This window comes from Yinghuangia sp. ASG 101, from assembly GCF_021165735.1.
GTDB lineage: Bacteria > Actinomycetota > Actinomycetes > Streptomycetales > Streptomycetaceae > Yinghuangia.
This window is the reverse complement of sequence record NZ_CP088911.1, coordinates 7,725,485-7,743,638: the sequence shown is the minus strand read 5'-3', so window position 1 is coordinate 7,743,638 and position 18,154 is coordinate 7,725,485. Positions and strand designations below refer to the sequence as shown.

13 protein-coding genes and 1 pseudogene are annotated in these 18,154 nt (G+C 73.3%); 4 read left to right on the top strand and 10 right to left on the bottom strand.

From position 1 onward, the window contains the following. Window positions 1-2: 2 nt before the first annotated feature. From LO772_RS33185 to LO772_RS33175, 3 genes are all read right to left on the bottom strand, one after another. A complete protein-coding gene (locus tag LO772_RS33185) occupies window positions 3-488 on the bottom strand; it encodes a signal peptidase II (RefSeq protein WP_231775731.1) in 486 nt (161 codons plus the stop codon). 138 nt (window positions 489-626) lie between these two features. Continuing rightward, complete coding sequence (locus LO772_RS33180) at window positions 627-2,009, bottom strand: sensor histidine kinase (RefSeq protein WP_231775730.1); 1,383 nt, start codon at window positions 2,007-2,009, stop codon at window positions 627-629. A 1-nt stretch (window position 2,010) separates the two neighbouring features. Further along, complete coding sequence (locus LO772_RS33175) at window positions 2,011-2,727, bottom strand: response regulator transcription factor (RefSeq protein ID WP_231775729.1); 717 nt, start codon at window positions 2,725-2,727, stop codon at window positions 2,011-2,013. 148 nt (window positions 2,728-2,875) lie between these two features. On the opposite strand from LO772_RS33175, the gene LO772_RS33170 reads away from it, so the two are divergent. Continuing rightward, entirely contained in the window at window positions 2,876-3,229 is a 354-nt protein-coding gene (locus LO772_RS33170; protein WP_231775728.1) for a PepSY domain-containing protein, read from the top strand. A gap of 114 nt (window positions 3,230-3,343) precedes the next feature. Here LO772_RS33170 and LO772_RS33165 read toward each other — a convergent pair whose 3' ends face one another. The 6 genes and pseudogenes from LO772_RS33165 to LO772_RS33140 all read right to left on the bottom strand — a co-directional run. Next, the gene (locus LO772_RS33165; protein WP_443089343.1) at window positions 3,344-5,542 is read right to left on the bottom strand and encodes an MMPL family transporter; all 2,199 of its coding nucleotides are present in this window, start codon (window positions 5,540-5,542) and stop codon (window positions 3,344-3,346) included. A 194-nt stretch (window positions 5,543-5,736) separates the two neighbouring features. Beyond that, window positions 5,737-6,876: an RNA polymerase sigma factor SigJ gene (sigJ, locus tag LO772_RS33160; RefSeq protein WP_231775727.1), complete on the bottom strand. Its 1,140-nt coding sequence runs from the start codon at window positions 6,874-6,876 to the stop codon at window positions 5,737-5,739. A 141-nt stretch (window positions 6,877-7,017) separates the two neighbouring features. Then, complete coding sequence (locus tag LO772_RS33155; protein WP_231775726.1) at window positions 7,018-8,955, bottom strand: PhoX family protein; 1,938 nt, start codon at window positions 8,953-8,955, stop codon at window positions 7,018-7,020. Window positions 8,956-9,175: 220 nt separating this feature from the next. Beyond that, the gene (locus LO772_RS33150; protein ID WP_231775725.1) at window positions 9,176-11,755 is read right to left on the bottom strand and encodes a hypothetical protein; all 2,580 of its coding nucleotides are present in this window, start codon (window positions 11,753-11,755) and stop codon (window positions 9,176-9,178) included. 238 nt (window positions 11,756-11,993) lie between these two features. Continuing rightward, window positions 11,994-12,965 (bottom strand): Acg family FMN-binding oxidoreductase, encoded by a 972-nt coding sequence (locus LO772_RS33145; protein ID WP_231775724.1) that lies wholly within the window; start codon window positions 12,963-12,965, stop codon window positions 11,994-11,996. A 361-nt stretch (window positions 12,966-13,326) separates the two neighbouring features. Continuing rightward, window positions 13,327-13,809, bottom strand: a pseudogene (locus tag LO772_RS33140) (ABC transporter ATP-binding protein); the annotation flags it as partial. Window positions 13,810-14,181: 372 nt separating this feature from the next. On the opposite strand from LO772_RS33140, the gene LO772_RS33135 reads away from it, so the two are divergent. From LO772_RS33135 to LO772_RS33125, 3 genes are all read left to right on the top strand, one after another. Further along, complete coding sequence (locus LO772_RS33135; protein WP_231775723.1) at window positions 14,182-14,964, top strand: hypothetical protein; 783 nt, start codon at window positions 14,182-14,184, stop codon at window positions 14,962-14,964. A gap of 265 nt (window positions 14,965-15,229) precedes the next feature. Further along, window positions 15,230-15,964, top strand: coding sequence for a sigma-70 family RNA polymerase sigma factor (locus tag LO772_RS33130; protein WP_231775722.1), 735 nt, complete (start codon window positions 15,230-15,232; stop codon window positions 15,962-15,964). A 320-nt stretch (window positions 15,965-16,284) separates the two neighbouring features. After that, complete coding sequence (locus LO772_RS33125) at window positions 16,285-17,121, top strand: hypothetical protein (protein WP_231775721.1); 837 nt, start codon at window positions 16,285-16,287, stop codon at window positions 17,119-17,121. Window positions 17,122-17,413: 292 nt separating this feature from the next. Here the strand turns inward: LO772_RS33125 and LO772_RS33120 are convergent, their stop codons facing one another. Then, window positions 17,414-18,079 carry a GntR family transcriptional regulator gene (locus LO772_RS33120; RefSeq protein ID WP_231775720.1) on the bottom strand — a complete coding sequence of 222 codons (666 nt, stop codon included), beginning with the start codon at window positions 18,077-18,079 and terminating at the stop codon, window positions 17,414-17,416. Window positions 18,080-18,154 lie beyond the last annotated feature (75 nt).

The window sequence follows — 18,154 nt, the reverse complement described above, 5'->3', positions numbered from 1 at the left end:
ACCTAGCCCGGGCGGCGTCGGCCGCGTGTGGCGACCGTCGCGACGAACGCGACCACGCCTGCCGCGACGGCAAGGTCGGCGATGTTGAAGCCCTCGTTCGGCCACGGCGTCAGGTAGAGGTAGTCGGTCACGGTGTCGTCGCCGAGACGGTCGATCAGGTCCGCGCTCAGGCCGCCCAGCAGCAGGACCAGGGCCGCGGCACGCAGTCGGGACGCGGTCGTCGCCACACGCAGGGCGAACGCCGTCAGCGCCGCGATACAGCCGACCAGCAGCATCACGCCCAGCCACGCGGACCCCACCGGCAGGAACGGCCCGTGGTCGAACACGACCCCGACACCGACCGCGCCGACCGGCGGCGCGTGGCGGCCGGTGAGGTGGTCCTCCGCCCATTCCGCGGCTGCCAGGTCGGCGGCGGCGATGGCCAGGACGCCCGTGGCCCATCCGGTCAACCGAGCCCGTACGGCGGTGTCGGTTCGTGTTCCACCCATCCCAGGATCCTCCCTCGTATCCGGTCACCGGGTCGGACATGTCCGTGATTCCCGCCCCGAGGCGTGTGACCTCTTCCGCCGTGGACACAGGGCCGCGGGCTCCTCGGCGGAGCGGCCCCCGGGCCACGGCCGTCGGCGTCAGTCCGCGGGCAGCCGTACCGTGAAGCGTGCCCCCGAGGCGCCGTCGGGACGATCGCCGACCGCGACCGTGCCGTCGTGCCGCTCGGCGATCGTTTTGACGATGGCGAGTCCGAGGCCCGTGCCGCCGCCGGTCCGGGCCCGGGAGGTGTCCGCGCGGGTGAAGCGTTCGAACAGGTGCGGCCGGAACTCCTCGGGGACGCCGGGGCCGTCGTCCTCGACCTCGAGCACGACCGAGCGCGCGTCGGGAGTCAGGGCCACCGACACCCGCACCGCCGACGCCGCGTGACGCGCGGCGTTGTCGAGGAGATTGCGGACCAGGCGCGCCACGTCGTCGCGCGAGCCCCGCACGGGGCCCGCCGACACCTGGGACGTGTCGATCCGCACGCGCGACGCGGGGCGCAGTCCGGCGGCCTCTTCGAGGACGACCACGTCGAGATCGAGGGGCGCGGAGTGCCGGTGCGCGGTCGCGTCGCCGCCGGATTCGTCGTCGCGCGCGAGGAACAGCAGGTCCCTGACGAGTCGTTCCATCGCGCGGTCGGCGTCCAGCAGGCCGCGGGCGGTGGACGGCCAGTCGTTCGCCTCGGGATGGGCGAGTGCGACTTCGAGCCGGGTGCGGAACAGCGCGAGCGGCGTCTGCAGTTCGTGCGACGCGTCGGCGACGAACGTGCGCTGTCGGTCGCCCGCGGATTCGAGCCGGGCGAGCATTTCGTTCATCGTGCGGGCCAGGCGGCCGATTTCGTCGTGCGTCGCGGGGACCGGCACCCGCCTGTGCAGCGCGTGTTCGGAGATGTCGGCGACCTCGGCGCGGATCGCCTCGACCGGTCGCAGGGAACGGCCGACGACCAGCCAGGTGGTGCAGGTCAGCAGGGCGAGGAGCGGCGGCAGGCCGACCAGCAGCACGACACGTACGGTGGCGACCGGTTCGCTCACGTGCTCCATGCTGTCGGCCACGTACACCGTGCGGCCGTCGCCGGCGGTCATCGCCGCGACGCGGTACGCCTCGGTCTCACCGTCCCGGTTGTGCCCGGTGAGGGTACGCAGGCGGGGTTCGTCCGCCCCGGCGAACAGCGCGAACGGCGGTGCGGCGTCGGTGTACGCGTCGGCGGACGCCCCGATGATGTGGCCGTCGGGCCCGACCACCAGCGCGACGTCCTCCTCGCCCCCGGCCGCCGGTGCCATGCCCTCGGGCAGCCCGGGGGCGACGGCCGCGAGATCCCGCGTACGGACCGTGAGGTTGCGGTCGAGGGCGCTGCGGAGGTTGTGCTCCAGGATGAGCAGCAGCGTGAACGCCCCGACGGCGAGCGCGACGCAGACGACCAACGACGCGGCGACGGTGGCCCGGCCGCGGACGGTGCGTGGTACGACGGTGCGGAGGCGCATGTCAGGGTCCGGCGGAGGCGGGCGGGGGCGCGACCGCGTCGGGCACGGCCTCGGTGTCCAGGCGGTAGCCGACACCGCGCACGGTGCGCAGCGTGGTGCGGCCGAAGGGCTCGTCGATGCGGCGGCGCAACTGGCCGACGTAGACCTCGACGATGTTGGGGTCTCCCTCGAAGGCGAAGTCCCAGACGTGGTCGAGGATCGCCGTCTTGGACAGGACCTCCCCCGCGCGCGTCATCAGGAGTTCCAGCAAAGCGAATTGGCGGGGCGTCAGTTCGATGGGCCGGCCGTCGCGCGCGACGCGGTGGGCGGCGGGGTCGAGGGTCAGGTCGCCGACGGTGAGCACGAGCGGACGGGTGCGGCGCCCGCGGCGCAGCAGGGCGCGCAGGCGCGCGACGAGGACCATGTACGAGAAGGGCTTCGACAGGTAGTCGTCGGCGCCCGCGTCGAGTGCGCGGGCCTCGTCGGCCTCGCCGTCCTTCGCGGTGAGCATCAGCACCGGGACCCAGTTGTCGGCGGCACGCAGTTGTGCGCACAGTTCGCCGCCCTCGACCCCCGGCAGCATGACGTCGAGCACCAGCGCGGCGTACGGATTCTCGGTCGCGAGCCACAGCCCGTCCGTGCCGTCGTGGGCGACGTCGACGGCGAATCCCTCCTGTTCGAGACCGCGCTTCACGGCGAGGGCGAGGTCTCGGTCATCGTCGACCACCAGAATGCGCACCCGGCGATGGTGCCGGGCCGATGCTGAGAGCCCGCTGAGAGCCGAGCGGGACCGGCCGTTCAGCGGGGCTTCAGTTTCCGTCGCGCACGATGGCCGCGATGCGACCGCCGGCGAGGCGGCGCACGCTCTGCCAAGGAGGACCGACGACATGCGCAAGCGCAACAAAGTGGTGATCGGCGTGGCGACACTCGCGCTGGCCGGGGGTGTGACCGGGGGGACGCTGGCGCTCGCGTCGTCGTCCGGCGGTGACAAGCCGGTGACCGGTCCCGAGGCGGACGCCGCCAAGGCCGCGGCGGTCCAGGCCGTCGGCGCCGGATCGACGGCGGGCAACGTCGAGCACGACGACGAGCACGCCGCGACGTGGGAGGTCGAGGTCGCCAAGCCGGACGGCACCAAGGTCGACGTCCGCCTCGACAGCGGCTACAAGGTCGTCACGATCGACAGCAATGACGACCACGCCGACGAGGACAACGGCGCCGACGGCGAGACCGCGGACGACTGAGCCGACGACCGAGCGGCCGACCGAGCCGTGGGGACCGGTGGTTCCGGCCCCTCACGGTGGCCCGGGCCACCCCGGACGTCGGGGGCGGCCCGGGCCACCGGTGCCGGCCGGTGGTCAGCGTTCGATCTCCAGGCGGGGCAGTACGCGCTCCAGCGGGGCGGGCAGCCACCACGCGCGGCGTCCCAGCAGCTGCATCGTCGCCGGAACCAGCAGGCACCGGATGATCACCGCGTCGACGAACACCGCCACCGCCATGCCGAAGCCGGTCTGTTGCAGCAGGCGGTCCGGGCTGAGCATGAAGGCCCCGAAGACCGCGACCATGATCGCCCCCGCCGCGGTGATGACCGACCCGGTGTGCGCCAGCCCCTCGCGTACCGCCCCGGACGCGTCGCTGCTCCGCCGCCATTCCTCGCGCATGCGCGCCACGAGGAAGATCTCGTAGTCCATCGACAGGCCGAACACGATCGCGAACACCATCACCGGCAGATACGCCTCGATCGGTGCGGGGTCCACTCCGAACATGCCGTGCTGGAAGACCAGGACCATCGCGCCCAGCGCGGCCCCGATGCTCAGCAGGTTGAACAAGGCGGCCTTGAGGGGCACGAGCAGCGACCGGAAGACCACCATGAGCAGCAGGACGGACAGCCCGACGACGATGGTCACGAACAGCGGCATCCGGTCCGCGACCTTGTCGGCGTAGTCCTCGGTCGCCGCGGTGGACCCGCCGACCAGGTACTTGGCGCCGGTCTCGGCCGCGATGCCGGGCAGCACGTCGTCGCGGAGCCGGTTCACCAGGCGCGAGGTCTCCTTGTCCTGCGGCGAGCCCTCGGGGAAGACCTGGACCATCGCGACGGTGCCGTCGCCGACCGGCGTGACCGGTCCGACCGCGGCGACCCCTTCCGCGCGCCCCATGGCCGCGACGGCCGAGTCGGTGGCGGGTACCGCGCCGGCGCGACCGCCTTCCACGACCACGACGAGGGGCCCGTTGAAGCCGGGGCCGAAGCCCTCGGAGAGCAGGTCGTACGCCTCCCTGCTGGTCTTCCCGGGCGCGTCGTTGCCCGCGTCGGCGAACCCGAGCCGCAGGTCGAGAGCGGGCAGCATCAGCGCGCCGAGGGCCAGCAGTCCCGACACCAGGGCGATCAGGGGCCGCCGCTGCACGACCGCGGCCAGGCGCCGCCACACCGCGCCCTCTTCGCCGCGCCCCCGGCGGGCGCGGCGTTCGGCCTTGGCCTGGAACGTGCGGGCGAACCGGTCGCCGAACACCGCCAGCAGGGCCGGGAGCAACGTGAGGGACGCGAGCATGGTGACGAGCACGGTCAGCGCCACCGACAGCGCCATGCCGCGCAGCGACCCCAGCCCGAGGGCCACCAGCCCGAGCAGGGCCACGATCACGGTGCAGCCGGCGACGAACACCGAGCGGCCCGCCGCGTCCAGGGCCACCACCGTCGCGTCGCGCGGCGACCTGCCCCGCAGCAGCTCGGACCGGAACCGCGCGAAGATCAGCAGCGCGTAGTCGATGCCGACGCCGAGGCCGACGAGCATCATCACGTACGGGGTCCACTCGGCGATCGTGAACACGTGGGACGCGAGCACCCCGACGGCCAGGGTCGACCCGACGGCGAACACGGCGGTGGCGATGGGCAGTCCGGCCGCGAGCACGGTGCCGAACATCACCACGAGGATGACCAGTGCCGCGAGCAGGCCCGCTCCCTCGGCGAGGCCGCCCTCGCCCTCGGCGAGCAACCGGCCGACGTCCCCGCCCAGTTCGACGCGCAGTCCGTCATCCGCGAACTCCGCCGCGGCGTCGTGCAGGCGTTCGGCGTCCGCCTTGGACATCTCCTTGGCGGGGACCTCCAGGACGACGGTCGCGTAGCCGATCCGGCCGTCGGGGGACATGGCCGAGGGGTCGTCGTACGGGCTGCGCACCTCGCCGACCTTCGCCACCTCGGCGACGTGCGCGACCATGCGCGTCACGCGGTCGCGGACGGCGGGGTCCGCGAGTGTCGCCCCCGCGTTCCTGTCGGCGTCGACGGCCACCACGACCGGCACCGTGTCCGCGGCGCGGGCCGCGCCGTGTTCGGCCAACAGGTCGGCGGCCCGCTGCGACTGGGTGCCGGGCAGGGCGTAGTCCTCGCGGTAGTCGTTCCCGGCGATCAGCGAGCCTGCCTGGACACCGACGAGGACGAGTGTCCACAGCACCAGAGCGACCCACCTGCGCCGGTGGGCGAACCCGGCCATGCGGGCGAACACACTCGTGGGGGGCGGAACTTCGGTCTCCGGTCCCCCGGCTGGGGACCTGTCGACAACGGTCATGGCGATTCCCTGGGTCGGCCGCGGAACGCCCCGCGGCAGGACGGAACACGGTGCGGCGCGCACAGGCGCCGACCGTGGGGGGGGGGTGATGGTGCGTGGGATATGTGAGGGCCGCCGGTGCGGCGCGCGCACGGCGCACGCCGTCGGCGCCGGACCGTGGAGCTCGGCCGAGGACCGTGACCGCGGCGGGCGGATCAGCCCTCCGGGTGCCCGTCGCGGGCCGGGGCGCGGGCGGCGGGTGCGGTTCCGGACGCCGAAACGCCCGCGGCGCCCCGGGGGTTCACGGGGCCGTCCGGAGCGGTGCCGACGCCGGTGAGCTTGTCGGGGTTGCGCACGACGTCGAGGGCGACGATCCGGTCCCGGTCGACCAGGAACGCGACGACCGACACCGCACCCCCGGACTCCCGCAACACCAGACCCGGCGTCCCGTTGACCGTCGTCACCTGCAGATCGACCAGCACATCGGCCACCGCGAGCAGGAGCTCCGCCACGTCCCGCGCGCCGTGCTTGACCGACAGCAGCGCCCGGACCTTTCCCCCGCCGTCGGTGCGCAGCACGACCGCGGGGTCGAGCAACCGCATCAGGGCGTCCAGATCCCCGCTCAGACAGGCCTGGGAGAACGCGGCGACCAACTCGCTCTGCCTGGCCCGCGTCGGGGGAAACCGCGGGCGCTCCCGGGCGACCTGCCGCCGCGCCCGCGAGGCCAGCTGACGCACCGCGGCCGACGAACGACCGACCACCTCGGCGACCTCGTCGAACGACAGACCGAACACATCGTGCAGCAGGAACGCCGACCGCTGCGCCGGCGACAACTTCTCCAACACCACCAGCAGCGCCATACTCACCGACTCGTCCAACGTGACACGATCCGCCGGATCGGCGACCGGCTCCCCCACCAACGGCTCCGGCAACCACGTCCCCACATAACGCTCCCGCCGGACCCGCGCACTGCCCAGGACATCGAGAGCCAGGCGGCCCACCGTCGTCGTCAACCACGCCGACAGACTGTGGATCACCTCCGGATCGTCAAGGCCCTGCAACCGCAGCCAGGCGTCCTGCACACAGTCCTCGGCCTCCGCCAGCGAACCGGTGGTCGCATACGCGACGCGCAGCAAACGCGGTCGCTCACGTTCGAAAATCCGGGCGAGGTCATCCTCTTCGAACGGTCCGGCGTGGCAATCGCCGCGGTCGCCCGCACCGGCAGGCCCGCAGCCCGCGTCCTCGCCTTCGCGCGCCACACCCCGGCAGACGCGCTCACCACCCGCGCCGGGGCCCTCGGCATCCGTCCGGTCGTCGGTCCCGCGCCGCGTCGGGTCATTGTCGATGTCGTCCATGCCCTGAGGACGACGTTCCCCCGTGTGATGTGACATCGGCGCCGTCGAACCCGGGCGCGGGCACGCCGAAAGCGCGGGCGGCACGGCACCGTCGGCCGCGAGGTCGACGGTGCCGTGCCGCACCAGGCTTCCGGGTGGGGGTCAGGTGCCGATGACGCCGCCGTCGCGCTTGCGGATCACCACGGTCGCGGAGCGCGGACGGCCCGCCGGGTCGAAGTCGGGCCAGTTGCTCACCGCGCGGGGGTCGGCCGGCGAGGGCGCGCCCCACACCGTCGTCGACTCGCCCGGGTGCTGGATGTTGACGAACATCGTGCGGTGGTCGGGGGTGAAGGTGATGCCGGTGATCTCGCAGCCGCGCGGGCCGGTCAGGAAGCGGCGTACCTCACCGGTCGACGGGTCGGCGGCCAGCATCTGGTTGTTGCCGATGCGGTCGTAGCCCTTGCCCGCCTGGTTCTGCGACGAGTTGGAGATGTCCGTCTGGATCCACAGGCGGCCGTCGTCGTCGACCGCGAGACCGTCCGGCGAACCGAAGATGCGGTCCTCGGGCAGCGTCACCTTGGCGTCGTACTTCGGGTCGCCGGCCAGCAGGAAGATGTCCCAGCGGAAGGTCAGCGCCGTGTTGTCGCCGCGATCCTCGCGCCAGCGCACGATCTGACCGTACGGGTTGGGCGTGCGCGGCCCGACCGGCCCGCCGCCGCTGCCGTTCGTCAACGTCACGAACACGTCCTTGCTGCGCGGGTGCACCGCGATCCACTCCGGCCGGTCCAGCGGCGTGGCGCCGACCGCGTCGGCCGCCTGGCGGGTGCGCAGCAGGACGTCGGCCTGGTCCCGCCAGCCGTTCGCGGCGGTCAGCGGACCGGTGCCGAAGACCAGCGGGAGCCAGCGACCGCTGCCGTCGGCCTCGAACTTCGCGACGTGGAGCGTGCCGTGGTCGAGCGGGCTCTCGCCGCGTGCCCGCAGCGAGCGCCAGGAGGCGTCGCCGACGAACTTGTAGACGTACTCCTTGTCCTGGTCGTCGCCGGTGTACACGACGACGCGGCCCCGCGACTCGGTGACCGTGGCGCCCTCGTGCTTGACGCGGCCCAGCGCGGTGCGCTTGACGGGGGTTGAGCGCGGGTCGAACGGGTCGATCTCGACGACCCAACCGAAACGATTCGCCTCGTTCGGGTCGGCGGCGATGTCGAAGCGCGGGTCGGCCTTGTGCCAGTTGTAGCCGGAGCCGACCTTGTCGACGCCGTACCGCGCCTGCTCGGGGCTGGGCGTCCACGTGGCGTCGTCCGTGGCGAAGTAGCTGTTCCAGTTCTCCTCGCACGCCAGGTACGTGCCCCACGGCGTGGCGCCGTTGCTGCAGTTGTTGAGCGTCCCCCGCGCCGGGCCGCGGGCCGCGAGCGCGGGGTGCCCGTCGCCGACCGGACCCGAGAACCGGACCGGCGTGGCACCCGTGACGCGGCGGTTCAGCCGCGAGTCGACCGCCTTCCACCGGCCGCGCTCCTCGGCCACCTCGACCACGGTGACGCCGTGCGCGGCGAGCGCCTTGTCCACCTTCTCCCGGGTCATCACCGCCGGGCCGTCGGGGAACAGCAGCGCCTGGTCGACGTACTCGTGGTTGACCACGAGCACACCGCGCCGGTCGCGCTCGGAGCCTCGGCCGGTCGGGAAGAAGTGCATGCCGTCGTGGTTCATGCCGACCTGCCGCGCCTGGTCGGCGGCCGAGTTCGAGGCGTCCTTGCGCCACGCCGGGCCGCGCGAACTCAGCGGAGTCCCCCACGGGACCAGGATGTCCGCGGTGTACCCGGGCGGCACCACCAGGCGGTCCTGGTCGGACGTGGCCACCGCCGCGAACCCGAGCAGCGCGCTCGGCTTGCCCCCGGGACGGCCGCGCCCCTTGTCCTCGCCTTGCGCACCGGCCGCGCCCGCTCCGGCCAGGAGTCCGCCGCCCGCCAGGAACCCGGCCGCCGCGACGGTGGAACCGCGCAGCACCGACCGGCGCGAGGCGACCACCTCGCCGAGGGTCCGGTTGCCCGAGGGGTTGGCGGCGACGTCGTCGGGATCGTGGGAGGGCACGTGGTCGAAGGGCATTTCGGCCTCATTCCGGAGGAGGGGAGTCGTGGCGCGTCGGGCAACGGCGAAGACGGGCACCGACGCACGTACCCGCGGACGCTATGGCGGCAGGTTGACGCCCGGGCGGCGCCACCGTGAACACGCGACGTACCCCGGCGGACGGGAAGAAACGTCGCCCACCCCCGGCACACGCGCGCCCCGCGGAGGCGGCGGGTCGCGCGCGGCGCGGGCCGGGCGGTCAGCGTTGCTTGTGTTTGCGCCGCGCGAGTTCCGGGACGTGTTGTTCGACGGCCTTCCGCCGCGTCGCGATCTCACGCACGGCCGCCCGGTCGCCGTGCGGGTCGGTCGCCCTGCGCGTGGCCGCGGAGATCCTGCGCATGATGGTCCGCAGCCTCGGCATCGAGCCGAGCCCGGAGCTCGCGGAGTGGACGGCGGCGTTCTCCATGCCGGAGCCGAAGGTGTGGACGGAGCCCGGTTCTCCGAGCCCGGTGCGCGGGGAGTTGCGCGACGCGGCCGTCGCGGTGGCGGGTCGGGGTGCGGAGGGCAGCGGCGCGGAGACGTTGGGCACCACGGCGGCGGGGGTCCCGGGAGCACCGCTGTTGAGTTGCGGACGGGGAGCCGGGTGGCGTCCGGCCAGGCGTCCGACGACCGCGGCGATCGTGCTCTGCTCGTTGCCGCCGGGGAAGTGCCCGCTCGCCTGCTGTTCGATCAGGTACGTTCCGCCCGGGGTCTTGATCTTGTCGCCGAAGTAGCGCGCCCGCGCCTCGTCGAAGGCGGCGGCGCCCATGCGCACGGAGTAGTCGGGGATCCGGGGATCGGAGCTGCCGAGGGTGTAGACGACGTTCTCCGGCGGCTTGCGTATCGCCTCGGTGATGCCTCCGGAGTGGGCGTACGCGGCCCGCCGGTCGCGCGGGTCGTCGACGTTCATGTGCACGCGTTGGCTGTTGCTCTCAAGCACCGACACGAGCGTCCGGTTGAACAGGATGTTCCGGAACGACTCGGGTGCGTGCCGCAGTGCGTCGAGCCCGATCATCCCGCCCGCGGACTGGAAGAAGCCGGTGCGCTGTTCGGCGCCCGCGAGCCCGGGAAGCCTGTCGAGGTAGCGCAGCGCGGTGCGCATCTCCTTCAGGGCCTTGGCGCGCGCCTTCGCGCGGGGGCCGAGCAGTTCGTCGTACCCCTGGGCGCCCGTCCCATAGACGGAGTGGCTGACCCAGGCGATGTCCTTGGCGACGATGGTGGCGGCGAAGGGCGTGAAGTTCTGGTTGTGTCCGCCGAGGTTGTAGTAGGGGTACGCGGTGTACACCTGCGGGATCCGCTGGTTCCCGGGCGCGTTCGTCGGACGCACCACATGCAGTGACGTCTTGCGGAACAGCCCGGCGCGGGGTCGGTGCAAGGTGACGTCGACTTGGGGGACGCCCGCCGCGCGGGCCGCCTCGGTCGTCGGTCCCGCGACCTGGCGGGGTACGGCCCCCGGACGGGGCGCCGCCAGGCGGTACAAGCGGTGGGGGACCGATTCACGGGCCGCGTACTCGATCTCCAGGCCTCCGCCCACGCCGCCCTCGCCACGTGTCGTGGTCATCGCGCTGATCGTGCCGTACCAGCCCTTGATGCGGTCCTTTCCGCGGCCCCGGCCGCGGTTGCGGTGGCTGCGGACCTGCTGGGCGCCGGGGAGCGGCACCGTCCAGCGGGTGGCCGCCTTGAGGCCACCGCGCCATTTCGCGGTTCTTTTGAGGTCGACGACGTCGACGCGCACCTCTCCGCCGTGGCGGCGGATCGAGAGGGCGAGCGACGGCGGTTGCCCCTGGCCCCGGTCGATCACCTCGATCTCGCGGATGACGTCGCCGCGGCGTCCGGCCACCACCTGCCGGAGTCTGGGACGCCGGTGGGGTTTGCCGCGCGGATCGACGACGACGACGCGACCGGACCGGCGCGACCTGCGGTCGGCGCGCAGGACGAACATCTGGCGGCTGCCGTCGGATTGGGCCGGCCCCAGGCGCACGCGGCCGAGGACGCGCTCGGATTCGCGTTGGACCACGAAACCGCGGTTTTTGCCGTCGAGATCGAACACCGCGATCGTCTGCGGGGTGTTGATGACCGTGCTGTAGGAGAGGACGGTCACGGTCCCGGGCACCGGGCCGGGTGTGAAGTCGTATCTGGATTCGTCCGCGGTCCGCTCGATCTCGGGCAGCGGCTGGTCGCGGATGGTCCCGTCGTCGTCCACGTGCCGGAGGTAGGTCGACCAGTGTGTCTCCCACGGCCTGGCCTTGCGGGCGGCGCGCAGCGAGTACACGAACCGCTTGTCGTCGATCCAACTGCCGGACGGGTACAGGGCTTGTGTCAGCGGCGCCCCGACGTGTGCGCCGGTGTCGGTACGAACCGTGTGCAGCACCGCGCCGCCCTCGTGCACCGGATCCGCGTCCGAATAGATGACATGCCGACCGTCCGGCGAGAGCCAGAAGCCGTTGGGGTAGACATCGGGGTATTCCATGCTGGGCTTGAAGTTCTCGACCAGGACGCGTTCGCGCCCCTCACGCCCGCGAAAGACCAACTTCGTGCGCTCGGAACCGGGTTCGCGGTGTGTGTAGACCTCGCCGCCCGCGGTCTGGTATCCAGGCTGGCGGCGTTCGAACGCCCGCATGCGCCCGATGGTCTCGCGGTCCCGTTCGATGACCGGCTCCAGCGGCTGCAGGAACCTTTCGGTGCGCTCGGTGTGGTAGGTCGAATACGGATTGACCGGTTCCTTGAGCGCCAACCAGGGCCGCGGGTACGTCAGGCCGAACCCGCGCGGCGCCTCGGCGGCACCGGCCGGGTCCTTCACGGCCGCGAGGAGACTGCGCCATCCTCGGAACAACGCATCCCCCTGTCGATCGGCTTGCGATCCTCACAGACGACCGACGCGATTGCCGGGTTATTTTAGGCACCATCTACCCTCGGCTCAAATTCGTGCGAGCGCGCGGCGAACGGAACTCCCCACGGAGGCACGGCAACCGGCGTCGCTCGCCCGCGGGCATGCCGCCCCGGGGAATCGCGCTCGCGGCGCGGTTGCCGGTCGGAGGTCACTCGGGGTCGAGGACCTCGGTGACGGGGCGTCGCGGGGTTCGGGGGACCTCTCGGCCCATGCCGAGGCGGATCACCATCTGCGGGGTGCCGTAGTACTTCGCCTCGGAGGCGACCTCGTCGCGGAGGTCGGGGATCTCCAGGGGCTGGTTGGCGAACGAGGCGGCGACGCCGTAGCGGGTGCCGGTGACCAGGACGCGCAGCAGTGCCTGGCCCGCGGTCAGCCACGCGGTGGGCGCGTCCCCGTGGGTTTCGAGGACGGCGATGACGGGGGCGGTCTCGAAGACGGTGGTGCCTCGGCCGGGGACGTCGCGGCCGACCGCGAGGTCGCGGACGGCTCCCGTGGGGGTCCGCGGCAGCGGTCCCAGGCTGCCGGCAGGGACGGCGTCCCGGCGATGCACCGCGTCCGGTGGGTCGACCCACTTCGCGCGCTCCTCGCGCTGCCGCTCCGATTCCCGGCCGGTCGCCTCGCGGATCACGGACAGGAGGTGGTCGTAGGCCGGGCCGCGCTCGATGACGCGCAGCCAGGTGCCCTCGTCGCGGGCGGCGTCGCGCATGTATTCCAGGACCAGGGATGGTATGGGCGCCTCCCGGAAGGGCGCGCGGTGGGTGCGGCGGTCCGGCAGGCTCTCGTACAGGGCCGCGAAGGCCGGCTCCGGGGCCGCGTCGGTGAGCCGTACGCGGGCGGCCAGCCGGAAGTCGCCGGCGTCCGGCCGCGGGTCGACCGCTGTGCCGAGGCCGAGTGACGCGTAGGCCAGGCGCGCGGCGAACGCGGCGGCGCCGCACGCGATGTGCGTCTCGCGGGTGTCGGGGTCGTCCACCGGGAGAGTACGGGCGGGATCCACGCGCACGTCCAGATCGTCGCCGGCCCAGTGGAACCGCCATGGTTGCGTGTTGTGCTTGGACGGGGCCGAGATCGCGGCGCGGAGGATGCGCTCGCGTTGGGCGGGGGTCAGGGAGGCGCTGGTCATCGTGGCCTCCGAAGCAAGGAGTCCAGTACGGCTTACGCTGTGACGCTTCTCGAAACGAAACATTCGACGCGGGATTTCGCCGAGTTTTTTGTTCCGGCGCCGGGTGACCGGGCGGCGGCCCGTCCGCTCACCTCGCACCGAGGCCGTGATGGTGGCCGCCCTTGTCCCCGTCACCCGGTGTCGTCGCGGTGGCGGGGTTCGGGGCCGGGGGGCCGGCGGGTCCTCGTCGCCCGCCAGTCGTCCGATCACGAACGCGGTGCCGAACGTCCAGATCAGGAAGGCGAGGAACGCGGCGATGCGCCGGGGTGCCGACATCGGCGCATCCTTTCCGTCCCGGTGCGGTCGTCTCGGCGCGCACCGGCCGGGGGTCGGCGAGGGGGTTGGCGGCGTACGTGATCCTGGTGACGCCGTCGGGGTGGACGGTGGCCTCGGGGCGCACCCCGAAGACGTCTCGCAGGACGGCGGGCGTCAGGGCGTCCCGCACCGGTCCGGCCGCGGCGACCTGGCCGCGGTCGAGGACGACGAGTTGGTCGCAGGTACGCGCCCCGAGGTCGAGGTCGTGGGGCACGGCGAGCGTGGTCAGGCCCAACGCGCGGATGAGTGCCAGGAGTTCGAAGCGGGCGCGGATGTCGAGGTGGTTGGTGGGTTCGTCCAGGAGCGGGAGGCGGGGCTGCTGGGCGAGGGCGCGGGCGACGAGCACGCGCTGGCGTTCGCCGCCGGACGGCGAGGCGACCAGGCGGTCCGCGTGGGCGTCGGCGCCGGTGCGGACGAGGGCGTCCGCGACGACCGCCCGGTCGTGGGCGGTGCCGCGGTCGAACAGCCCGTGGTGCGGGGTCCGGCCGAGGCGGCGATGAGTTGTTCGGCGCGGTCGCCGACGTCGAAGATGCGGCCGAGGTCGCGCAGCAGCGCGTAGCCGTCCTCGATGGTCTGGGTGCCCGCGATGCTTCCCGCGTCCCCGCATGTCGCCCTGGGCACATAGGTGTTCGCGCCGATGTCGGCGAGGTCGCCGCGGGTGGCGAAGCCGGCCTCGGCGGAGAAGCCGCCGTCGTAGGTGGCGAGCACGAGGTCCGGGCGCTGACCGAGCATGGCCTCGCGCGGGATGTCCATCATGGCGTTCAGCTTGATGCCGCCGGTCGGCACCGCCGCGATGGCTTCCGCGCGCCCGGCGACGCACCCCCGGCCGACGCCACCGGCCGAGATGGGAGCATGAGCCGCGATGCCTGTCAGGACGCCGTTCCGAGTCGTACGCGCCGCGCTGTTCGCCGCGGTCTGCGTCCTCCTCGCGCTGTCCGGACACGCCGTGATGTCGGACGCTCCGGTGCCGTGGTGGACGGCCCCCGCCGCATTCGCCGCGCTCACCTGCGTCGCCTGGGCCGTCGCCGCCCGCGAGCAGGGGCTGGTCGCCATCGGCTCCGGGGTGCTGATCGCGCAAGCGGCGCTGCACAGCCTGTTCGCCTGGGTCCAACCCGCGGCGGCACCCCAGGGATTGACCCGTGATCAGGTCGAGGCGCAATGGCTGCGGCTGTTGCTGTGCAACGCGGGCCATCCCCCCGCCGACGGCACACGCACCCGGTCCGCGGCCCAACTGCTGAGCGACATGGGCCTCGACCCCGCTCTCGCGGCCGGCCCGCCGGGCCTCGGCGGCCACACGATGCCGAGCGGCCACCCCATGAGCGGGACGGCCGTCGCCGAACACGGCCACGGTGTCGCGTTCGCGCCGTTTCACGGCGGCGCCGGAATGCTGGGCGTGCACCTGCTCGCCGCGCTGGGCAGCGCGGTGTGGCTGCGCCGCGGCGAACGGGCCCTCTTCGACCTGACCCGGCTCCTCGCCGCACGGGCCTCCGGGCTGTGGGCAATGCTCCGCGCCGCCGCGACCGCGTACGGCGTACCTCCTCTTCCGCGCCATGCGCGCTTCCCTGTCCGGGTCGCCGCCGCGACCCCCCGCTGGTCCTGCCGCCCGCTGATGCGGCGCGGGCCGCCGGTTCCCGTCCTCGTCTGACTCTTTCCGCCCGGAGCGCCGCGCGCTGCCGACGCGGTCGCGTCCGCCCGCCCGCCGTTCCCGCGGGGGCCGGTTCGCGACCGTCGGTGCCGACGGCCCCGGGGGCATGCCCGCACGCCGTACGCGACTTCGCTCGGCGTGGGTCCGGGCATTCCCGTGCCGCACGCCGTACCGCGAAGCGCGATCGGCGGCGGCTCCCCGACTCCGCGGCCCGTGATCGGCCGACGCGCCGGCACGCGCCGCATTTGCCACGAGGACGTGGACCATGAACACCCTGACCCCGCACCCGCGCCAGGTGACTACGTCTCCCCCGGGCGCCCCCGCCGTCTCCGCCGCCGCCGCCCCGCCGTCGAGCCCCGCGGAAAAGGTCTCCCTCCCGTCACCGCGGGCCACGGCCCCGTTGTCGCCGGTCGGCCGGGGAGAACGCGACACCGGGACCACGCCGCCGGACCCCGCGGACGTGACCGCCTGCGCGCTCGCCGCGGGCGCCGGACTCCCCGGCGCGGCCGAGGCCTTCGTCGCGGCCACGTACCGCGACGTGTGGCGGTTCCTGGCACACCTGGCCGACGTGCGCAACGCCGACGACCTCACCCAGGAGACCTACCTCCGGGTCTGGACGGCGCTGCCGCGCTTCACCGCCGCGTCGTCCGCCCGCACCTGGCTCTTCTCGATCGCCCGCAGGGTGGTGGCCGACCGCTACCGGGCCGCCGCGGCCCGGCCGCGCACCGTCAGCGTCGACGACTGCGCCGATTTGGCCGAACGCGGCCGGAACACCGCGCTGCCGGAATTCGACGAGGGCATCGCTCTCGCCGACCTGTGCCGAACGCTCGAACCGGCCCGCCGGGAGGCCTTCGTCCTGACCCAGGTCATCGGCCTCGACTACGCCGCCACCGCGCGGATCCTCGACTGCCCCATCGGCACCGTCCGCTCGCGCGTCGCCCGCGCCCGCGGCGACCTGATCACCGCCCTCCACGCGGCGGAGTCGTCCGGAGGGCGGTGAACAGCGCAGCGCACCGGCACATGGCCCTCGCGGCCACCGGTCCGGACGACCGGTGACACGGTCGTCCGGTCGACGACGCACCGCCCGGCACCCGGTGGCCGGCGGTGCGTCGAACCGGGGCCGTGCGCCGCGGAGTTCGGGGCGGCACGGGTGGCTTCGCGGAACGGGCCGGATGAGGGATCACCCTCGACATCGCGCGATGCGGCGATTCGACGGAACGCCGGGGCGGGACTCCCCGTCGCAGAGGGGATAGGGAGGTCAGGGAATCCACAGGGCCGTTGGGCCCGGTGGATGAGCACCACGAGAGGACCGTGGACGACATGGAAGCAATGGCGATAGCGCTCGCGATCGTGGTCGTTGTCTCCGGTGGGTGTTGGCTCGCGGCGGCTGCCGCGGCGCGTCGGCGCCGGCGGATCGACGCCGTCATGTCGATCCTCCGACAGCGTTTCGCCCAGGGCATGGTGACGCCGTATCAGGCGGCGTGCTTCACCGCTGTCCCGGCGATCGAGGTGGCGGTGTGGCTGCTGCTCGAACGCGGCGACGTGCTGGTGTCACGGGACGGGCGCGTGCGCAAGGCCCATGTCGACGGCACCGCGGCGGCAGCCGACCGGGACGAAGACGGGCGGGACCGCCATGACCGGATCCAGACGTCCGTGCTCGCCACGCTCGCGTCGGCGCCCGACGGGCTCAAGCTGCACGAGATCGCCGCCGATCCGGACTGCCGCCAAGCGAGCGTGCAGGCACAGGACTTGGGCATCCCGGATCTCAACGTGCTGGACGGAACCGGCGTGACGATCGTCCGGGCCATGCGGTGGCTGGCCGAGCAGTCCCGGCAAGTTCTCGCGGCCCGCTTCGCGGCACTCGGGCACGACGACGAACGCCGGGCCGTGTCCCTGTACCGCACGCGCGCCCCGATCTACTTCCCGCCGGGTACGCCGCGGCACGTCGTCAACGCCACCGCGCGCCGGCACCAATCCGGGAGCGGAACCGACACGTCGTTCCTCCTGATCGCGAACGGCACCACCGGCGGCGGAAGCACGTCCGGCTGTGCCAGTAGCGGCGGTTGCGCCGGCACCTCCGGTTGCGGCGGGGCGTCGGGCTGCGGAGGCGGGGGCGGGGGCGGGGGCGGAGGCGGCTGTGGCGGAGGCAGCTCCTGACCGCCCCCGCGCGCCCGTGTCGGCGACGGCGCGGCACCGGCGGTCGGCCGGGTCGAGGCACGGCGCGAAGAGAACCCAGCCGCACCGGTGTGCGCGCCGGGATTTCGGCTCCTCGACGTGAACACGGCGTGACCGTAGGGCGGTTCGCGCTCCGAGGAGGCGTGCCGGGTCGGCCCGCACCACCATCCGAACGCGGACACGACGCCCCTCCGCGTCAGCGCGGTCCCGGGCAGGCATTCGGTCGGTCGGCGAAACGAACCACCCCTGTGCCCAACCGAGCGGAGTCGGAGGGCTAGCGGTCCGCTTCCGGGCGTCGGGCATAGGCCGCGATGCGCAGGTCGCGGGTGCGGCTTTGGTGGGCGATCATGTGCGACCGTGCGGCCTCGGGATCGCCCCGGCGGATGGCGTCCAGGATCGCGCCGTGCTCGTCCTGGGTGAGCTGGAAGTTGACCGGCTCGGGCGTGATCGCGTGCAGGTCGTGCGCGGCGAGTTGGGCGTCGAGCCGGTCGAGGAGGGCGGCGATGGTGGCGTTGTGCGCCGCGTCCCGCAGGGCGATGTGCCAGACGTGGTTGAGGTGCCCGCGCTCGTCCGGCGCCGTCTCGGTCGCGGCGGCGTCGTGCACGTGCGCGAGCCTGGCGAGGTCGAGTGTCGTGCGGCGGGCCGCTGCGGCGGCGGCCATCGACGATTCCAGCGCGATGCGCGCCTCGCAGATCTCCAGGATCTCCTCGGCCGACCGCCGGCGCACCACGAAGCCGCGCGTCGCCTGGTCCACAAGGCCCTCCTGCTCCAGGCGGATCAGTGCCTCGCGGACGGGAGTTCGCGAGACGCCGTAGCGCTCGCTGAGGACCGTGGGGATGAGCACGGTGCCCGGCGGCCACTCGCCGTCCAGGATGCTCGCGCGAATCCGCTCGTGGAGCCCGGCCCGCGTTCCGGGCGCCGCCGTGTTCGTCGGCCTCACCTGCGCTCTCCTCCCCGTTGGGAACGGCCCGCGGCTGTTCCGGCCCGTAGTCTGCCACTGAACGCAACTGTATAC